Origin of the sequence: Diaphorobacter nitroreducens (genome assembly GCF_002214645.1) — a bacterium.
GTDB classification, from domain to species: domain Bacteria; phylum Pseudomonadota; class Gammaproteobacteria; order Burkholderiales; family Burkholderiaceae_C; genus Diaphorobacter; species Diaphorobacter nitroreducens.
In genome coordinates this window covers 1,867,415-1,884,049 of the sequence record NZ_CP016278.1, presented here as the reverse complement: position 1 = coordinate 1,884,049, position 16,635 = coordinate 1,867,415, and the positions used below count along the sequence as shown (strand labels likewise).

18 protein-coding genes are annotated in these 16,635 nt (G+C 64.9%); 12 read left to right on the top strand and 6 right to left on the bottom strand.

Annotated features, from left to right (window positions below; genetic code table 11):
* Positions 1 to 3 precede the first annotated feature (3 nt).
* Positions 4 to 1,080 (top strand): IS5 family transposase, encoded by a 1,077-nt coding sequence (locus BA022_RS08985; protein WP_228403757.1) that lies wholly within the window; start codon positions 4 to 6, stop codon positions 1,078 to 1,080.
* Positions 1,081 to 1,192: 112 nt separating this feature from the next.
* The gene (locus BA022_RS19150; RefSeq protein ID WP_187306046.1) at positions 1,193 to 2,434 is read left to right on the top strand and encodes a TonB-dependent siderophore receptor; all 1,242 of its coding nucleotides are present in this window, start codon (positions 1,193 to 1,195) and stop codon (positions 2,432 to 2,434) included.
* Between the two features lie 135 nt (positions 2,435 to 2,569).
* Here BA022_RS19150 and BA022_RS08980 read toward each other — a convergent pair whose 3' ends face one another.
* The gene (locus tag BA022_RS08980) at positions 2,570 to 3,601 is read right to left on the bottom strand and encodes an IS5 family transposase (protein ID WP_088887271.1); all 1,032 of its coding nucleotides are present in this window, start codon (positions 3,599 to 3,601) and stop codon (positions 2,570 to 2,572) included.
* On the opposite strand from BA022_RS08980, the gene BA022_RS08975 reads away from it, so the two are divergent.
* From BA022_RS08975 to BA022_RS08960, 4 genes are all read left to right on the top strand, one after another.
* Positions 3,600 to 4,073 (top strand): TonB-dependent receptor domain-containing protein, encoded by a 474-nt coding sequence (locus BA022_RS08975; RefSeq protein WP_088887270.1) that lies wholly within the window; start codon positions 3,600 to 3,602, stop codon positions 4,071 to 4,073. The two genes, BA022_RS08980 and BA022_RS08975, sit on opposite strands and share 2 nt — an antisense overlap.
* A 77-nt stretch (positions 4,074 to 4,150) precedes the next feature.
* Positions 4,151 to 4,546, top strand: a complete 396-nt coding sequence (locus tag BA022_RS08970) for a Fur family transcriptional regulator (protein WP_236884912.1) — start codon at positions 4,151 to 4,153, stop codon at positions 4,544 to 4,546.
* Positions 4,536 to 5,015: a pseudoazurin gene (locus tag BA022_RS08965; RefSeq protein WP_088887268.1), complete on the top strand. Its 480-nt coding sequence runs from the start codon at positions 4,536 to 4,538 to the stop codon at positions 5,013 to 5,015. Before BA022_RS08970 ends, BA022_RS08965 begins: the two co-directional genes overlap by 11 nt.
* Before the next feature lie 4 nt (positions 5,016 to 5,019).
* Positions 5,020 to 5,535: a hypothetical protein gene (locus BA022_RS08960; protein ID WP_148665165.1), complete on the top strand. Its 516-nt coding sequence runs from the start codon at positions 5,020 to 5,022 to the stop codon at positions 5,533 to 5,535.
* A gap of 94 nt (positions 5,536 to 5,629) precedes the next feature.
* Here the strand turns inward: BA022_RS08960 and BA022_RS08955 are convergent, their stop codons facing one another.
* Entirely contained in the window at positions 5,630 to 6,490 is an 861-nt protein-coding gene (locus BA022_RS08955; RefSeq protein ID WP_088887266.1) for a class I SAM-dependent methyltransferase, read from the bottom strand.
* Between the two features lie 82 nt (positions 6,491 to 6,572).
* On the opposite strand from BA022_RS08955, the gene BA022_RS08950 reads away from it, so the two are divergent.
* Positions 6,573 to 7,001 carry a helix-turn-helix domain-containing protein gene (locus tag BA022_RS08950; RefSeq protein ID WP_088887265.1) on the top strand — a complete coding sequence of 143 codons (429 nt, stop codon included), beginning with the start codon at positions 6,573 to 6,575 and terminating at the stop codon, positions 6,999 to 7,001.
* A gap of 108 nt (positions 7,002 to 7,109) precedes the next feature.
* On the opposite strand, the gene BA022_RS08945 is transcribed toward BA022_RS08950, so the two are convergent.
* From BA022_RS08945 to BA022_RS08935, 3 genes are all read right to left on the bottom strand, one after another.
* Entirely contained in the window at positions 7,110 to 7,643 is a 534-nt protein-coding gene (locus BA022_RS08945) for a Clp protease N-terminal domain-containing protein (protein ID WP_088887264.1), read from the bottom strand.
* 9 nt (positions 7,644 to 7,652) lie between these two features.
* Positions 7,653 to 7,871 (bottom strand): helix-turn-helix domain-containing protein, encoded by a 219-nt coding sequence (locus BA022_RS08940; RefSeq protein WP_088887263.1) that lies wholly within the window; start codon positions 7,869 to 7,871, stop codon positions 7,653 to 7,655.
* 163 nt (positions 7,872 to 8,034) lie between these two features.
* A complete protein-coding gene (locus BA022_RS08935; RefSeq protein WP_088887262.1) occupies positions 8,035 to 8,961 on the bottom strand; it encodes a helix-turn-helix domain-containing protein in 927 nt (308 codons plus the stop codon).
* A 93-nt stretch (positions 8,962 to 9,054) separates the two neighbouring features.
* Between BA022_RS08935 and BA022_RS08930 the strand changes: the two genes are divergently transcribed.
* From BA022_RS08930 to BA022_RS08915, 4 genes are read left to right on the top strand one after another with little or no spacing between them, the layout of a single operon-like run.
* A complete protein-coding gene (locus BA022_RS08930) occupies positions 9,055 to 11,064 on the top strand; it encodes a TonB-dependent receptor (RefSeq protein WP_088887261.1) in 2,010 nt (669 codons plus the stop codon).
* A gap of 19 nt (positions 11,065 to 11,083) precedes the next feature.
* Positions 11,084 to 12,157, top strand: coding sequence for a class I SAM-dependent methyltransferase (locus BA022_RS08925; RefSeq protein WP_088887260.1), 1,074 nt, complete (start codon positions 11,084 to 11,086; stop codon positions 12,155 to 12,157).
* Entirely contained in the window at positions 12,154 to 13,401 is a 1,248-nt protein-coding gene (locus tag BA022_RS08920; RefSeq protein ID WP_088887259.1) for an MFS transporter, read from the top strand. Before BA022_RS08925 ends, BA022_RS08920 begins: the two co-directional genes overlap by 4 nt.
* On the top strand, positions 13,398 to 14,450 hold the full coding sequence (locus tag BA022_RS08915; protein ID WP_088887258.1) for a saccharopine dehydrogenase NADP-binding domain-containing protein: 1,053 nt from the start codon (positions 13,398 to 13,400) through the stop codon (positions 14,448 to 14,450). Before BA022_RS08920 ends, BA022_RS08915 begins: the two co-directional genes overlap by 4 nt.
* A gap of 175 nt (positions 14,451 to 14,625) precedes the next feature.
* Here BA022_RS08915 and BA022_RS08910 read toward each other — a convergent pair whose 3' ends face one another.
* Positions 14,626 to 15,126, bottom strand: a complete 501-nt coding sequence (locus BA022_RS08910) for a DUF3016 domain-containing protein (RefSeq protein ID WP_228403768.1) — start codon at positions 15,124 to 15,126, stop codon at positions 14,626 to 14,628.
* Positions 15,127 to 15,318: 192 nt separating this feature from the next.
* Here BA022_RS08910 and BA022_RS08905 point away from each other — a divergent pair, with 192 nt between their 5' ends.
* Positions 15,319 to 16,530, top strand: coding sequence for a DUF1173 family protein (locus BA022_RS08905; RefSeq protein ID WP_187306045.1), 1,212 nt, complete (start codon positions 15,319 to 15,321; stop codon positions 16,528 to 16,530).
* Positions 16,531 to 16,635: the final 105 nt, after the last annotated feature.

The window sequence follows — 16,635 nt, the reverse complement described above, 5'->3', positions numbered from 1 at the left end:
CGCATGATCACCCCACGCATCAAGCCCTCGGCCTTCTGGCGTCGCCAGCCCGGTGGCGACCTGTTTGTGCAGGACCAGCGCCAGGCCAAGCTGGGCGGCTTCATCGCCAATCTGGCGGCGATGGATGAGCTGATTGACTTCAGCGCCATTGCCGCCCAGGTCGATGTGGCGTGCCCGCGCGCTGATCGAAGCAAGGGCGGTCGCCCGCCGTACCCCACCGAAGTCATGGTGCGCCTGCTGTTCATCCAGTCGCTGTACAACCTCAGTGACGAAGACTGCGAGTACCAGGTGCTTGATCGCATGAGCTTCCAGCACTTTTGCCGTCTGGACGGTGCCCTGCACATCCCTGATGCACGCACGTTGTGGAGCTTCAAGCAGCGCTTGGCCCAAGGTAGCCTGGGCGGACGCGCCATCTTTGACGCAGTCAGCCTGCAGTTGCAGCAGCACGGCTACATCCCCCGCGGCGGACAGATCGTGGATGCCAGCATCGTGCAGGCCCCCGTCACCCAGACGAACAAGGACGAGCGCGAAGCGCTCAACGAAGGCCGCAAGCCTGAGGGCTGGAGTGCCAAGCGAATGCGGCACACCGACGGCGACGCGCGCTGGACCAAGAAGCACGGCAAGAGCTTCTACGGCTACAAGGTACATGCCAACGCCGATGCGCGCTACAAGCTAATTCGCCAGGCCAAGATCACTGCGGCCAATGTGGACGACGGGCAGACATTGAAGGATGTGCTGGACTGCGGCAACACGGGCGCGCGGGTGCTGGCCGACCGAGGCTACGACGCGCAGGCCAATCGCGAGTTGCTGCACACCAGCAAGTTGCGCGACGGCATTGCGCGGCGCGCCAAGCCGGGACAAGACAGGCGAGCCCGGCTGGACGGGCGCAACAAGGCGATCAACCGCATCCGAGCCCGGGGCGAGCATGTGTTCGCTGGGCTGGAGCAGCTTGGCGGCAAGTGCGTGCGGGCGCTGACACTGGCGCGCAATGAGCTGGCCATTCTGCTCAAGTGTGCGACGTACAACGCCAAGCGTCTTGTCTGGCTGGTCAGCCATGACCCCATGCCGAGAGCGCCATGAGGGCCGAGGTGCGCCCGCAGAGTCCCCAAATGGGGTTTTGCAGGGCGCCTGCGGCCACTGCGGGCCTTGTCACGTCCTGCCTGCGTCCTCAAAACCCTCTGACTTGGCACTTGTGGGTCACTTCGCGCCGGATCGCCGCGAAGAACGGGTTACGCGAAGTGCCCTGGAGTATGGCTCCTTCAACCGCAAACAAATCTCCGGCGATTTCGGAGGGGCGCTCACTGATGACGGCGTCTGGTCGTGGCGCCTCACCGGACTCAAGCGCGACAGCGATACCTTCATCGATTCAACTCGCGATGACCGCACCTATATCGCACCAGCCCTAAAGTGGCAGCCAAACGCTACAACCTCATTGACGTTCCTCAGCGAGTACCAGCACGACAAAGCGAACTGGATCGCGGGCCTTCCACTTGAAGGCACCGTTCTATCGAACCCTAACGGTCAATTGCCTCGGAGTCGTTTCGCGGGCATCCCAGGCTACGACGGGTACGACAACAAAAAATGGTCTGTCGGCTACCTATTCGAACACGCGATTAACGACGACCTGAAACTCCGGCACAGTTTGCGCTATTTCAATGCGCGGCACACATTCGGCGCTGTCTATCTCGGCACGTACGATACGACAAACTGGCGCACCATGAGCGGTCGTTCTACCGAGGACTGGCCGGAGGAACGCACTGACGTAGCCGTTTCCGATACGTCCCTAGCCTATCGCTGGTCGGCGGCAGGAATTGATCACACCAGCCTGTTTGGTATGGATTACACGTGGTGGAAGTGGAAATCAACGCGCTATTATGGTCGCACAGCAACCGACATCGACATCTATTCGTCTGGCTCATATGGCTCTGTGTCGGGCGACCCAAGCTATGTCAGTATGTGGAATGACACCACCAAGCAATTGGGGTTTTATATCCAGGATCAGATGAAGTTTGCTAACCGTTGGGTATTAACGCTTGGCGGGCGCCACGACCGGGTGCATCACACTTCCGATTCCGCTTCCGGTGATCCAAGTAGTCCAGATCGGAGCTATGCAGATGAGCACGATTCAGCGACAACGGGGAGAGCCGGCCTAGTCTACTTGGCCGACAACGGCCTAGCGCCGTTCATCAGTTTTAGCCAGTCTTTTCAGCCGCAAGCAGGCATGGACCGAACCGGGGGACGATTCAAGCCAACGCGAGGAGAGCAGAAGGAAGTCGGCATTCGCTATCAACCCGAAGGGTCAAGTACCTTGCTGACGGCCACTGCGTATGATCTCGTGCAGACCAACGTCACAGTCACCGATCCCGTCGACCAGAACTCCTCCATACAGCAAGGAAAGGTACGCTCACGTGGCCTTGAGCTAGGGAAGCGCTGATCAATGCGCGCTACGCGCGAGCCCACCGAAGTTTGCTTGTCTGATTTTCACGATGCGAATTCAGTCAGTCGGTTCTGGTCAGTTTTGGACCCTCGCGGGGTGGTTTCACGCCCCTGCCGGGGCCATTGGCCGCGCTCAGGACGCACCTCGGGTGTCAGGTGCCAACAGCGTTCGCTTGGCAATCACCAAATTGGCCAGACCGAACAGGCTGTACAGCTGCGCCCCGTTCTTGGCCAGCCCCTTGTAGCGGACCTTCTTGTGACGGAACAGGTTCTTCACCACGTGGAAGGGATGTTCAACCCTCGCGCGGATCTGCGCCTTGGTGCGCTCCACCGCTTGAACCAGCGCCTTCAGCGGACCTTCGGCCATCTTCTTGATCTTGCCCCGCTTGGCCGCCACGACCCATTCGATGTCGGCCATGATGCGTCCCTGCGCTTGCGCCTGTGTGACCTCTTCGCGCTTCTCAACGCCGGTGTAGCCCGCATCCAGATGAACCTTGGTTTCCTGTCCATGCAGCACCTCGTGCGCATGGGCAACGTCGCTCTCGTTGGCTGCCGTCGTGTGCAGGCTGTGCACCAAACCCGACTGCGCGTCAGCCCCGATGTGCGCCTTCAGCCCGAAGTGCCACTCGTTGCCCTTCTTGGTTTGGTGCATCTCGGGATCACGCGCGTGATCCTTGTTCTTGGTCGAGGGCGGTGCCGCGATGATGGTGGCGTCCACCATCGTGCCCTCCCGCAGCAGCAGGCCTCGCTCGGCCAGGTGGGCATTGATGCCCTCGAACAGCGCCGCCGTCAGCTGGTGCTCTTCGAGCAGGCGACGGAACTTCAGCAGCGTCGTGGCATCGGGCACCGATTCCCGCGCCAGGTCGATGCCCACGAACTCGCGCATGGACTGGCTGTCGTACAGCGCGTCTTCCACCGCCTCGTCTGCCAGACCAAACCACTGCTGCAGGAAGTACATGCGCAGCATGCGCGCAATGCCGATCGGCTGACGGCCCACCCTTCCCGCGCTCGGATACTTCGGCTCGATGAGCGCTTCCAGTCGCGCCCACGGCACAACCTGTTCCATCTCGGCCAGAAACTTCTCGCGCCGCGTGACGCGCTTCTTCTGCGCAAACTCGTAGCTGGCAAAGCTCATCTGCTTCGTCGGGGGTGGGCGTTGCTTCATGAGTGTCTACGCATGCAGGTTTCGGGCCGTATTGTTCAGCGTTTCCCTAGAGGCAAAAACTCGAATTGGCCGCAACACCAATGTTATCGCCGCCTACGCTTACACCGATGCTCGAACGCTCAAGAGCAGCCCTCTGACACCAGAGAACGAGGGACAACGCAGCACCTTCATTCCTTACCATCAGTTCTCGCTGTGGGGCGACTATGCACTGAATTCCATTGGCCTACCAGGAGTCACGGTTGGTGGAGGTGTACGTCGGATTGGCTCAAGCCGAAGTGAAATTGAAGCCATTAATCATGTCACGCCGGGCTACACGCTTGTAGATGCGATGATCAGCTATACCACTGGCCCATGGAAACTTGCGCTCAACGTCACCAATCTCACGGACAAGACCTATGTCACCTGCCCCTATTCCTCATGCCGTTTCGGCGAACCCCGCAACGTCGTCGGCACCGTAAGCTATCGGTGGTAAAAGGACACCTGATTCGCCACGAAGCTCAGCAAGGCTCATGTGATAAGCTTTCCCCCCGTACCAGCAGCGAGCGCCATTTGTCTGCTGAAGACGTCTACCGGCGACTGCTCAAGCAAGGAGGCGACGTGGGCTTGGGTACGGTGTACCGGGTGCTGTCGCAGCTGGAGTCGGCCGGTCTGTTGTCCCGCAACATATTCGAGTCCGGCAAGCCGCTCTACGAGATCAAAGAGGGCGGCGATCACGATCACTTACTCTGCCTCGGGTGCGGCAGGGTGGATGAGTTCCGCAATCAGGCCATCGAGGCCCTACGGCAGGATGTCGCGGAAACCCACAAGTACCGGCTTACCCGTCACAGCTTGGTGTTCTACGGTTACTGCCCGGAATGCGCCCATATGCACCAATCGGACCCCAACGGGACCGATGAAACGACCGAATTCGATTCACTCTTGAAGGAGTCTTCCCATGTTGTCTGATGTTTCCCGTCGAGTCTCCACCATGCATCGCCCGTGCCTCGTGCTGAGCGCGCTTCTGTTGCTCGCCGGCGCGTCGTCGGTTCGGGCTGCCGACCACACCGTGAAAATGCTCAACACCGGCAAGGATGGAGCCATGGTATTCGAGCCCGCTTTCGTCAAGGTAGCGGTGGGTGACACGGTCGTCTTCACGCCGACCGAAAAGGCGGCTCACAACAGTGCCTCTTTGCTGGTGCCCACGGGTGCGAATGGATGGAAGAGCGAGCCGGACAAGGAGTTCAAGGTCAAGATCGAGAAGGAGGGTGTCTACCTCTACGCGTGCCAGCCGCACAAGATGATGGGCATGGTCGGTGTGATCCAGGCTGGCAAGCCGGTCAATCTGGCCGATGCCAAGGCGGCGGCCGCCAAGGAGCAGGCGACCTTCGCCATGGGTAAGGACCGTTTCGACAAGGCGCTGGCCCAGGTCAAGTGATCCAGTGGATTCTCCTGGCCGCGCTCCCCACGCCCATCCCGGACCGGTACAGATTTGGGAGGAACTTGCCAAGCAGAGTATTGACCTGTTCCGCCGCGGCGAAACGCTGCGGGCGCTTTCTGTTTGCGAGGCGGCGCGGGTGTTTGTGCTGACGCATTTCAACTGTTGGCCAACTCCCGATAACGCCCTGGCAGCGACCTTGGTGAGCCATTTCAATCTCGCCGATACGCAGGCACGTTCCGGCTGGCTGGCCGAGGCCTCGGCGACCTTGTGCCATGTCCACGGCAGCCTGCTGGCGGTGATCAACGACGCACACGCGCATCCAGCACTGCGCCAGGCCGCCGCGCGCTTCGTGCGCCGGACGCTTTTCGCACTGACGCAGTTTCAGGCAACGCACGGCGAGCGCCCGGAGATTGCCCGGTTACTGCGCCAGCAGGGTCAATCTGGCTGCGCTGCTGCGGCTGAATGCGACCAGGGAGGCGACCCCGAGACGGACGAGGCGCCACGTGTCCTGCATTGAGCGTTCGCCCGCTTCGATCCGTTTCCCCTCCTGGAAGGAATCAAGACACGCGCAAGCACTTGGCAAACAGGTTGCCTGCTGTCCGTCCGCCTTTTCAGTACAACTCAGCGGATGATGCGTGAGCGCTGACCACCCAGCACGCCGTGGTGAAGCGAACTTCCGCGCCCCGCACATAGGAATCGAAGGCGGCACGAACCGTTTTGACGACCTGCCCGCGGATCCGTTCGTCTGCCTCATGGAGGATACGGCCGACGGGGCCGAGCCGGCTCAGGTAAGAAACCAGATACTTCTCGGGTAGCGTGCAGGCGACATCGATCGGCTGAATGTCGATCCCCGCCCAGCCACTGTCCTCCAGAATGCGGTGGATTCGTTGCCGGTCAGCGAAAGCGAACTGCCCAGGCGCGTCTGGCCGGCGGGCGGGGAGATTCGGCAGGAGCGGTGCCGCAGCGCGTTCGGCCGTCGTCATGAAGGGATTCTCGGCGGCGCTCCGCCACGCGACAAAGTGAAGCTCGGCGCCGTCCCGCGCGGCGCGCCGCAGGTTGGCGAAGGCGCGGACGGAGTCGGCGAAGAACATGACACCGAAGCGCGAAATGATCGTGTCGAAGCCGGCCGGATCGAAAGCGTGGGTCTGCGCGTCGGCGAGGATGAAGCTGGCCGGCGCGGCTTCCCTTTCGGCGCGCTCTCGGGCGGCAGTAATCATGGGTTCCGAAATGTCGACGCCGGTGCAGTGGCCCCGTCCGCCGAGTCGCCGCGCCACGGCGAGCGTCGTGCTGCCGGTGCCGCAGCCGACGTCGAGCACCCGGCCACCGGAAGGGGGCGAGACGACGGCGGCGAGTAGATCTTCGAAAGGCTTGAACATCTGGTCGAGTGTGTTCTGCGCCTCGACCCAGGCGCGCCCGCCCGGGCCATTCCACAGCGCAGCCTGCTCGTCTGCGGCCTGATGGGTAACGTCCATGATCCAGTCCTTGTGATTGCCGGTGAGAGGCGAAGGCCTTACTGTGCAACCTCAAGTCAACTTGAAGTCAAGGGGGGAAGGCATGGACATCACTGAGGTGGCACGGCGCTCCGGGGTTCCCGCGTCCACGCTGCGCTTCTATGAGGAAAAAGGACTCATTGCCTCGGTCGGCAGGCGGGGTTTGCATCGCCTGTTCGATGCCGGAGTCCTGGATCGGCTGGCGCTGATCGCGCTGGGGCGCGCCGCCGGTTTTTCGCTGGGTGACATTGCGCTCATGTTTGCGCCGGACGGCCAGCCCAACATCGACCGGCAGATGCTCACGGCCAAGGCGGAGGAGTTGGATCGGACAATCCGCCAGCTGAGCGCCATGCGTGACGGTTTGCGCCATGCCGCCGCCTGCCCCGCGCCGTCCCATATGGAATGCCCCACCTTCCGTCGCATCCTGCAGGCGGCCGCGTCCGGAGCTCTCGGCACGCGAAGGAAGACGAACACGCGGCCACCGCGGGATTAGGTGTGCCGTCAGGCCGGTGCGTTCGGCGATGGTCAGGAGGGATGCCATGGGAAGGATTCTGAAAGTTCGAGTGCGCTCGAAGTCAAGCCCGTCCGCTCGGCAGTGTGATCAGGGAGAGGTGGCGTACTCCCGCCTTCGGATTTCTCCTTGCGCCTCCTTTTCGAGCTGGGCCGAATCGATGCCCATGGTTCTCAGTGCTCGTGCCGCAACACCTTGCTGCATTCTGGAGATAACGAGTAGGACATGGCCGCCCAGAAGAGGCTGATCGCCGTCTTCCTTCTTCAGTTGCACCAGTCCTTCTAAGACTGCCTGGCCCGAGGGTTGAGCCTTGTAGAGTCTTGAAGACTGCCGAATGTTCTCGGGTGGGCGAAGCAGGGTCGAGCTGACCTCTGTATCGATGCCAATGCCCTGGAGGGCGACCTCGTACTGGAGCGCGATAGCCTTACGGGTGTCTTCAGCGCCTCGATGAAAGTGCTCGAAGATGCGCTGTGCGGTGCCGTCGGGAAGGTCAAATGCCGCCAGCAGAAAATGCTCCGCTCCGGGCTGTCTTTGTCCGTCGGCCAAGGCGTGGTTCTCGGCCGACGTACACAACGCGCTGATGGTGCGCATGATCTTGAATCGCCTTGCAATGGTGCGCAGCATTTGAGTCCTTCAGATGAGATTGTTGAAATCGATGCCAGAAAGCCGCTTGTGAGCTGCTTGTTTCGAAACGCCAAGAGCTTCGGCAATCTGACTCCACGACCAGCCTTGCTTGAGCGCATGCCCAACGGCGCGTTGCTCTAGTTGGTCGGCCATTCGACGAAGCGCCACAACTGCAGCAAGTGCGTCGCCGGGGTCCTCGGGTCTGGGGAGTGTGCGAAGGTCATCCATGCGTCAACGATAGTTGACGCCCATGCGCCTGTCAACAGAGGTTGACGATATTGTGGCCCGTCAGGTTGCTGGTCGAGGACGAGCACGCGGACCCGCACCGGGCCTCTTTTCTTCCTGTCCGTCCGACATTGCGAGGAACCCGCTGAGGTGCGGGGCCAGGCGTTCAGTCCGTTGGCCGCCGCTTGAACTCCGACTTGGGTGCCTGCCCGAAGTACCGCGCAAAGGCTGCGCTGAAACTGGCCGGGTGGCGGTACCCGATCGCATAGGCGGCCTGCGCCACCTGGCATCCGGACTGCAGCAGCGCTCGTGCATGCTGCATGCGCAGTTCAAGCAGGAACTGGTGGGGTGGGGCGCCGTAGATCTCACGAAACCCCTGCTTGAACTTGCACTCGTTGAGGCCGACCGCGACGCTGAGATAGGGAATCGTCAGCGTGCGATCCATCTGGTCCTGCATCAAATCTCGAGCTCGGGCGAGTTTCTCGATGTCGGCCGTGCTCAGGCGCGGAGATGAACTGGCCAGCGTGGAAATTGGCATGAGCGGGCGCAGATGTTCTGCCGCCAGGGTCAAGGCGGCGATGTGTCGGTCCACTGGCGTCGCGGTGTCGGGCAGCAGAAGTGATTGCAGCAGGGCGTGGCACCATGCTGTCGTCGGATGCTCGCCCAGCAGGCGGATACCCTTGCGGCTGGCCAGGTGTGCGACCGCCGACTCGCCGAGGTAGCGCGAGAGCGCGTTGCCGTTGAGTATCAACCGGACTTGGCGCACGGACGTCTGCGCCCTGAAGCGCCGCTCACCGCGTGTGTGTGCAAAGGCGGCGAGAGTGGTGCGCCCGGCCCCGAAACGCAGGCTGGCCCCGTCCTCGGCCACGAAGCCGGACTCACCGGCCAGGCCGTAGGTGATCACCAGTGTCGGGCCCGCGTCGCCCTGGGCGGACGCCTCGGCGAGGTCCTGGGCCGGGTGGTAGTGCGAGCGTACGACCGTCAGCCCATCGTCGAGCGCGGCGCGCTCGATCCAGCCGTCGCCGGGGCGGCCGGTTGTGTCTATGGTGCGCACCTTATCGACGTTGGCGCCTGACCTCGCTCCCGCTTGCATACGAATCTCTCCCGAATTCCTACATAACTGCATGAGAACAGTTCTCATTCATTCATAACATGGAAGTCGTCTGGAACTCAAGGAGAACGACCCATGCCCACCCCATTCATGCGGGCAAGCGGACTGTTGCCGTTGATGGCGACAGCCCTGTCGGCGGCAGCGCAGCAGGTGCCGGAGACTCAACAGGAGCACGTACTGCCCGCCATCACGGTCACGGTGAACAAGCAGTCGCAGGCGCTCGAACGGGTGCCCGCCAGCGTGTCCGTCTTCGATGGTGAGGCGCTCGAGGCCAACGGCGTGCGCGGCCTGGACGGTGTGGCAGCGATGACGCCTAGCTTCACCTTCCAGAGCATGGGCCAGTCGGGCGCGCAACCGCCGGTGATGCGCGGGCTGTCGGCCAACGTCACGTCCTTCTCGTCGTCCACCGCGCTGGTGGTGGATGGCGTGGCGACGCTGCGCGGGCTCGGTTTTGATGATGCGCTGCTGGGGGTGGAGCGCGTGGAGGTGCTGCGCGGCCCGCAGTCGACGCTCTATGGGCGCAACGCCGAAGCCGGCGTGGTCAACATCGTCACCCGCCGCCCGGGCAACGCACCCTATGCCTCCGTCTCGCTCGACCTGGGCAGCCGCAACAAGCAGGCCCTGCGTTTCGATGCCAGTCGGGCGCTGGTCGAGAACACGCTCTTCCTGGGCGTCGCCGGCGAGTTCGCCCGGCAGGACGGCTTCATCGACAACACCCACACTGGCCGTAAAGAGGACGACCGCGAGCGCAAGGGCGGCCGCGTGGCGCTGCGCTGGACACCCAGTGCACAGACAGACGCCACGCTGCGCTTCAGTCAGCGCGAGTACGACGATGGCGGCGCCCTGTGGGGGCCGACCGGCGGCACGCGGGAAGCCGTGCGTTCCGGCACCGAGAGCTGGAACCGCTCCAAGGCCCGGTCGGTATCACTGGACGTGGCCCACGAACTCACCGCCGACCTGCGCCTGCGTTCCATCACGGCGAGCAACGAGTACTTCGACCGCATTCAGCAAGACAGCGACTTCCAGCCGGCCGATCTGCTCCACCTGGGCCGCGACTATCACTTCAAGACCCTGTCGCAGGAGCTGCGCCTGGAGGGCCGGGCCGGTGAGGCGCGCTGGCTGGCCGGCCTGTACGTCGACGGCGACGACAATGTACTGAACTTCGAGCAGAAGACGCCGCTGGCGCTGGCACGCACGCGGTCGACCCTGAAGGGGAATTCCACCGCCGTCTTCACCCACTGGGACGTGCCGCTGGCGGCCCGCTGGTCAGTCCAGGCCGGCCTGCGGGTCGAGCGCGACGCGCTGCGTTTTGCGCTGGCCGGCGGCAGTGAACAGTCCCGCAACTGGACCCACGCCAGCCCCAAGCTGGCGCTGCAATACCAGTGGCAGCCCGCGGCACAGCTGTACGCCAGCGTGTCCGACGGGTTTCGGGCGGGGGGATTCAACGCCTTTGCACCCGAGACACAGCGCCGTTATGAGCCGGAGAAAGTGCGCGCCTTCGAGCTCGGTGCCAAGGGGCAGCTGCTGAACCGCCGCGTGCGTTACAGCACCGCCGTCTACCGCATGGACATCGACGACATGCAGGTGCAGCAGATGGGCGCGGTGCCCGGGCAGGTGTTCATGACCAACGCGGCCTCGGCCCGTTCGACCGGCGCTGAGGCCGAACTGCGCTGGCTGGTCGGCGGCGGATGGCAGGTGCAGGCCGCCGTCGGACTTAACCACACGCGCTTCCGCGAGTTCCGCGATGGCGCCAGCGATCACGCCGGCAAGCGCAACCCCTTCGCGCCCGACCTCAATGGGCACCTGGGCGTGCGCTACGACGCGCCCTCGGGCTGGTTCGCGCAGGCGCAGGTCGTCGGGGTCGGCAAGGTCTATGTCGACGCGGCCAACACGCCGGCCAACAGGCGGGCGGGGTATGGCGTCGTCAACCTGGCGGCGGGCTACACGTGGACGCGCACCGAGCTGACGGCCTACGTGAACAACGCCGCCGACAGGCACTACGACGTGGTCGGCTTTCCTGCCAGCACGATCACCATCTATAGCCCGCCCCGCGAAGCCGGGCTGCGGCTGAGCTTCCGTCTCTGATCGGCCAGGAGGCAAACCGATGAATCTCGAACAAACCCATGACCTGCGCCGCTGGTGGGATCTGGCGGTGGCTCCCGTTCAGGCCGAAGGACTGCGCCTCGCCATTGAGCTCGGGGTGCTCGACGCCCTGGAGGAAGCGGCCTCCGCCGAGGCCCTGGCGCAGCGCCTGGCGCTGCACCCCGTCGGCACCGCTCAGTTGCTCGAACTTTTGTGGAGCATGGGCGTGCTGGAGCGCGAACGCGACGGTGGCGACGCGGGCCTGTGTCGTGACGACAGCATGACCTACAGACTCGAAGCGGGGGCGCGGACCTATCTCACCGACCGTTCGACGCTGTCTTGCGCCGAGGCTTGGCTGTTCCGGCTGCGCTCGATGCGCACCGTCGTCGACAGTCTGGGCGAGTACGTCCGCCGCGGACCGAGCCCCGCGAAACGCCCGTTCTCGGCCGAGCACGGACCGTCCGGCGGTGCGGCGCAATGGGCGGCCGCGGCGCGGGTGCAGATCGCCCAGGAGCAGCGCGCGGTGACCGCGCCGGCTGCTGATGAGGTGATGACGCGCCTGCCCGAATTTGCGCGGGCGCGGCGGCTGCTCGACTTGGGGGGCGGTCCAGGCCTGGTGGCCATCGCATTGGCCGAGCGACATCCGGATCTTCGGGGTGTCGTGTTCGATTTTCCGGAGACGGTGGACGTGGCGGCGAGCAACATCGCAGCGAGAGGGCTCGAAGGTCGCCTGTCCACGCAGGGTGGCGACCTGGCAGCGGGCGACATCGGGACGGACTACGACCTGGTCTGGTGTTCTTCGGTGCTGCACTTCGTTCCGGACATCGAGGTGGCCTTGCGCAAGATCCTCGCCGCCCTGCAGCCCGGCGGCGTGCTGGTGGCGGTGCAGGCGGAGCTGCCGCAGGCCCGGGAGGCGGCGCGCAGCGTGGTGCCGTGGTATCTGCCGCTACGCATGCTCGAGCGACAGGTCACGCGCGAGGGCGAACTTGCCGCCGCCATGGCGCGCGTCGGCTTCGAGCGCATCGAGCAGTTCGCGTCCGGCCAGTTTCCGATGGCCGTGCAGCAGGTCGTCGTGGCCCGGCGGGCTGCGCCATGAGCAGCAGGCTGCGCCTTGGCGTCCAACAAGCGCTGTTCGGGTGGGTGAACTTCGCGCTGACGGCGCCAGCCATCTACCTCTGGCTGGGGTTGCCGCTGGTCATGCGCCAGCAGGGCTGGTCGGGTACGGAGATCGGCCTCTTCCAACTCGCCGGCCTGCCCGCCGTGTTCAAGGCGCTGCTGGCGATTCCGGTGGAACGCTGGCCAGCCCCCGTGCCGTCCAACTCGCCGTCCGGCCTGCCGTCCGCGCGGTCGTCCGGGATACATGCCTGGCTGCGCTGGGCGTGGCTGACGGGCGGCGGATTCGCGCTGTGCCTGCTGGCCCTGGCGGTGGCCGGTGATCAGGCGGGCAAGGCCACGCTCTTCGCGCTGGCCCTGCTGGCGGCACTGCTGTCCACCTGGGCCGACATCCCGGTGCAGGCGCTGGCCATCGGGCTGTTGCCGCCACAGGCCCGGCCGCTGGCTGGCGGCATCCGGGCGGCAGCCACCTTTGCGGGCGCGGTCGTGGGGGGAGGGGTGATGCTGCTGCTTCAGCAGGCCCGGGGCTGGGCGCTGCCCTTCCTGATCCTGGCTGCTGGCGTGCTGAGTGCCCTGATTGTGGTGGCGGTGCTGGGCCGTCGCTCCGGTGTGCAGATGTCCACGGTGAGCAAGGCGCCGGCCCCGGCACTTTGGCCGACCTGGCAAGGCTTCTTCCGGCAGCCCGGTGCCCCGGCGTGGGCGCTGCTGCTGGTCGGCCAGTTTCCCTTTGTCGCGGCGGCATGGGTGTTCCTCAAGCCGTTGCTGCTGGACCACGGGCTTCAGCCCGGACAAGTGGCGGTGGTCGCCGGTGTGGGCGGTGGGGCCTTGGGTGCCTGCGCCAGCATCGCGGCGGGGCTGCTCCGGAGGGAGCGCCTCAAGTCGGCGGCGCTGTGGTCGTCGTGGGCCAACGCGCTGGCTCTGGCGCTGCTTGCCGTGGCCCTGGCTTCAGGCGCGGGCGTGGCGGGGGTGCTGGTGGGTAGTGCGGCGCTGGCCCTGGCGATGGGGGTGGCTTCGTCGCTCGCCTTTGCCTTGATGATGGAGTTTGCCCGCGATGGCCACCGGGCCGCTGACTACGGCCTGCAGGCCGGGCTGTTCTCGCTGAGCCGCGTCACGGTGCCACCCCTGGCGGGCGTGGTGCTCGACCGCTTCGGCGACGCCGCGATGCTGGGGGTGTTGGCGGCGGGGGCACTGTGCACGGCGCTGGCGGCTCGCCGCTGTCTGCGATGAGGTCCATCGACATCATGACGAACATGGCGACTTCAGCGCTCCCCGGCGCCGATCAAGCGGTGCTGATCATCGGCGGTTATGGTGCCGTGGGCGGCGGCATCGTTCGCACGTTGCTGCGAGACAGCCATTGCGCGGTACTGGTCGCCGGGAGCAACCTGGGACGGGCGCGCGCGTTTTGCCAGGACATCGACGCACGGGCCGCAGCGGTGGCGTTGGCGGAAGGCGACCTACCGGTGCCTGACGCACTGCTGCATCGGGCGGCTGTGGTGGTGAACTGTGTCGAGAATCTCAGCCCCCGAATCGCGATGCAGTGCCGCGCCGCAGGCATCCACTATGTCGACGTCTCGGCCACGGCGGCGGTGCTGGACGCGGTGCAGGCCCAGTGGGCCGGGCGCGGCCCTTTGCGCTCAAGCGCCATCCTGAGCGTTGGTGTCGCGCCAGGGATCACCAATCTGCTGGCGCGTCAGGCGCGCGACCTCCTGGGGCCGTTGCGGCATGTGGACATCACGGTGCTGCTGGGCGCGGGCGAGGTGCATGGGCTCGCGGCGATCCGCTGGACTTTGGATCAATTGGGCGCAGCGTTTACGGTCAAGACCCAAGCGGGTCGTCAGACGGTTCGCGCCTTTGGCGACGCGCGGACGGCGCGGCTGCCTTCGCCCCATGGCGAGCGGGTCGCCTATCGTTTCGATTTCTCTGACCAGCACACGCTGCCGAGAACCCTGACGCTGCCGTCGGCCGCCACCTGGCTGTGCTTCGACTCGCGGCCGGTCACATGGGCTTTCGCCTGGATGGCTCGCCTGGGCATAACGCGACGGGTGTCCGTGGACATCCTGGCGAAGTGGCTGGTCTGGGCGGGCGCTCATGTGCCGCTTGGCGGCGCCCGGTTCCTGGTGCAGGTCGATGCCATCGGCCAGGCGGGCGATCGCACAAGCTGGGCCGTCGAGGGGACGGTGAAGCGGCCTGTACGGCAGCGGTGGCGTCCGTGGTGGCCCGCAGGCTTCTGGCCGGCACTCTGCCTTCAGGCGAGCATCACATCAAGGAGGTGCTGACGCTTGATGAAGTGCTGCAGGCTTGCCCGCGGGATCTTCGAAGCGCTGTCTCCGGTGCGGGGTAGGTAAGCGATCTACGTGGTGATCTGGGCTGCAAGCGCCGACACGCCCGCGCAGACATCGAAACGTCGACTTGCATGAATGTGCCGGGTCGCCGCGTGCCTCTGGCCCCGCGTCAGCCACGTTGCTGAGGGCAGAAGCGCCGCTCGAACCACTCGCTGAGCATGGCTTTGTCGTAGACCAGCGGATCGCTGTCAGAGCGGACAAAGGCACTGCGAGACAGGTAGTCCATGTCGGAAACGCGCTCTCGCTGCTCGGCGAGCACCTTGCCCTGTTCGTCCTTCCATAGGTACTCGAGGTCCGCCCGCGGCCAAGTGACACCACGCATGATGCGCACGTCGTACGCGCCGGAGCGCCACCACTCGTGTCGGCCCGCCAGGTCGAGGTCGGTGAATCGGATGTCCAGTGCGTGGCCCGCCGGCAGGCAGCGATCTCCCAAGGCTTGCAAGTGCCGCTTGATGGACTCGAGATTGCGCTGGGAGCGGACGCCGTAGTCGCCGACGTCGGCGAAGTGCTCGGGTTGGACGAACTGCACCGAGACGTCGGCCGCAGCGGGCAGCGCGGGCGCCGACATGGCTGCGACGCAGCACAGCGCGCGGAAGGATTTGGTGGTCATGGTGAAACCTCGGCTGGGTACATGTTATTCGACCCCATCGGCCTTCATCAGATTGCACCGCCGGACACTGGTTTGCACTGTTGCCATGGAGGCGCGTAGTCCGGGGCCGATGTCGAAATGCCCCCGATCTGGCGGCGATTTCGGATGGCATTCCGGCCTGGCTGGCAGCACGATGGGATTTTCGAGAACCCCATGGACGCTCAGCGGTTTTCCATCGCCGGACAGGTGTATGACGCACTGGATCCTCGCTTGCAGGAGGTTCTGGCGCGTGTGCGTGAGGGGGCTGATCGGCCGCGTTGCCTGTGCATGCCCGACGGTGTCGAGATGTACGTGGCACGCCACCGGCAGTACGTCGTCAAGCGCATGCCGGGTACCGGGGGCAGGCATCATCCGCAGTGTCCGTCCTACGAGCCGGACGCCCAGCAGTCCGGGCTCGGCGAACTGATCGGGGAGGCCATCATCGAGACGCTGCCGGGCAGCGTCGAGTTGCGCGTGGATTTCCCGTGGGTGCGCGTCCTCGGCCGGGGCGTCGCGCCGGGAGAACTCCACGATCCGGGCGAAATCAACGTTCCCCGCCGACGGATGAGTTTGCGCGCCTTGACGCACTTTCTCTTCGAGCGGGCTGGCTTCAATCGTTGGCTGCCCGCCATGGCAGGCAAGCGCAACCAGGGCGTCATATGCAAGCACTTGCTGGAGGCCGCGGCGGAGATAACCGTCAAGGGGCAGTCGCTGGCCCAACGCCTCCACGTGCCCGAGCCCTTCAGCGAAGCGTCGAAGGCCGCCGCCGCCCAACGCCGCCGCGACAAGCTCGCGATTCTGCAGCCTCGTGATGGTCAATCGCCGCTGGCGGTTGTCCTGGGCGAGTTCAAAACCTGTGAGGCGACGGCGTTCGGGCGCCGTGTATGGATCAAACACATGCCCGATGCGCCGCTGCTCATTGCCGACAAAACCTGGGAGCGCGCTCGGCGGGTCTATGCGGCGTATTTCGAGGTACAGGACGCCGATGCAGTCTACCGGCCGCGCCTGGTATTGACGGCCTTGATCCGTGCCAAGCGTGAGCATGTCTATGAGGTGGATGTGTTGAGCCTGATGTTGACGACCGAGCACTGGATTCCGGTGGAGGGCGCGCACGAGATCGAACTCATCCATGCGCTGGTGGAACAGCAGCGGCGCTTCATCAAGCCCTTGCGCTACGACGCGAAGAGCGCGGCGGGATTTCCGAATGCACTGCTGATTGACACCGGCGCCGAGCCTGTCGCCCTGCATGTGGTCAGCGCGTTTGCGGAGGAAGAGGAGCGGGCGGCGAAGATTCAGGCCGTGTCCCGGCTGGCATCACCCACCTGGACTTGGTGGACAGACCAGCCCATGCCGGCTTTGCCTGCGCTCTCCAACGCAGCGCGTTGACCGGTCCGCTCAAGAGCGGTGTTTCTGGGTGCTGGGGTGCGGACTGGGCGCAGGCGTCGCCCGGACGACCCAAGTCACCTGCATTGCGTACACGGACAACGTACT

What these genes read in the sequence shown, in the direction of transcription:
- BA022_RS08985 (WP_228403757.1), top strand. Translation starts at nt 4, where the DNA reads ATGATCACCCCACGCATCAAGCCCTCGGCCTTCTGGCGTCGCCAGCCC.
- BA022_RS08975 (WP_088887270.1), top strand. Translation starts at nt 3,600, where the DNA reads ATGAGTGTCTACGCATGCAGGTTTCGGGCCGTATTGTTCAGCGTTTCC.
- BA022_RS08980 (WP_088887271.1), bottom strand. Translation starts at nt 3,601, where the DNA reads ATGAAGCAACGCCCACCCCCGACGAAGCAGATGAGCTTTGCCAGCTAC.
- BA022_RS08965 (WP_088887268.1), top strand. Translation starts at nt 4,536, where the DNA reads ATGTTGTCTGATGTTTCCCGTCGAGTCTCCACCATGCATCGCCCGTGC.
- BA022_RS08955 (WP_088887266.1), bottom strand. Translation starts at nt 6,490, where the DNA reads ATGGACGTTACCCATCAGGCCGCAGACGAGCAGGCTGCGCTGTGGAAT.
- BA022_RS08950 (WP_088887265.1), top strand. Translation starts at nt 6,573, where the DNA reads ATGGACATCACTGAGGTGGCACGGCGCTCCGGGGTTCCCGCGTCCACG.
- BA022_RS08945 (WP_088887264.1), bottom strand. Translation starts at nt 7,643, where the DNA reads ATGCTGCGCACCATTGCAAGGCGATTCAAGATCATGCGCACCATCAGC.
- BA022_RS08940 (WP_088887263.1), bottom strand. Translation starts at nt 7,871, where the DNA reads ATGGATGACCTTCGCACACTCCCCAGACCCGAGGACCCCGGCGACGCA.
- BA022_RS08935 (WP_088887262.1), bottom strand. Translation starts at nt 8,961, where the DNA reads ATGCAAGCGGGAGCGAGGTCAGGCGCCAACGTCGATAAGGTGCGCACC.
- BA022_RS08930 (WP_088887261.1), top strand. Translation starts at nt 9,055, where the DNA reads ATGCCCACCCCATTCATGCGGGCAAGCGGACTGTTGCCGTTGATGGCG.
- BA022_RS08925 (WP_088887260.1), top strand. Translation starts at nt 11,084, where the DNA reads ATGAATCTCGAACAAACCCATGACCTGCGCCGCTGGTGGGATCTGGCG.
- BA022_RS08920 (WP_088887259.1), top strand. Translation starts at nt 12,154, where the DNA reads ATGAGCAGCAGGCTGCGCCTTGGCGTCCAACAAGCGCTGTTCGGGTGG.
- BA022_RS08915 (WP_088887258.1), top strand. Translation starts at nt 13,398, where the DNA reads ATGAGGTCCATCGACATCATGACGAACATGGCGACTTCAGCGCTCCCC.
- BA022_RS08910 (WP_228403768.1), bottom strand. Translation starts at nt 15,126, where the DNA reads ATGACCACCAAATCCTTCCGCGCGCTGTGCTGCGTCGCAGCCATGTCG.
- BA022_RS08905 (WP_187306045.1), top strand. Translation starts at nt 15,319, where the DNA reads ATGGACGCTCAGCGGTTTTCCATCGCCGGACAGGTGTATGACGCACTG.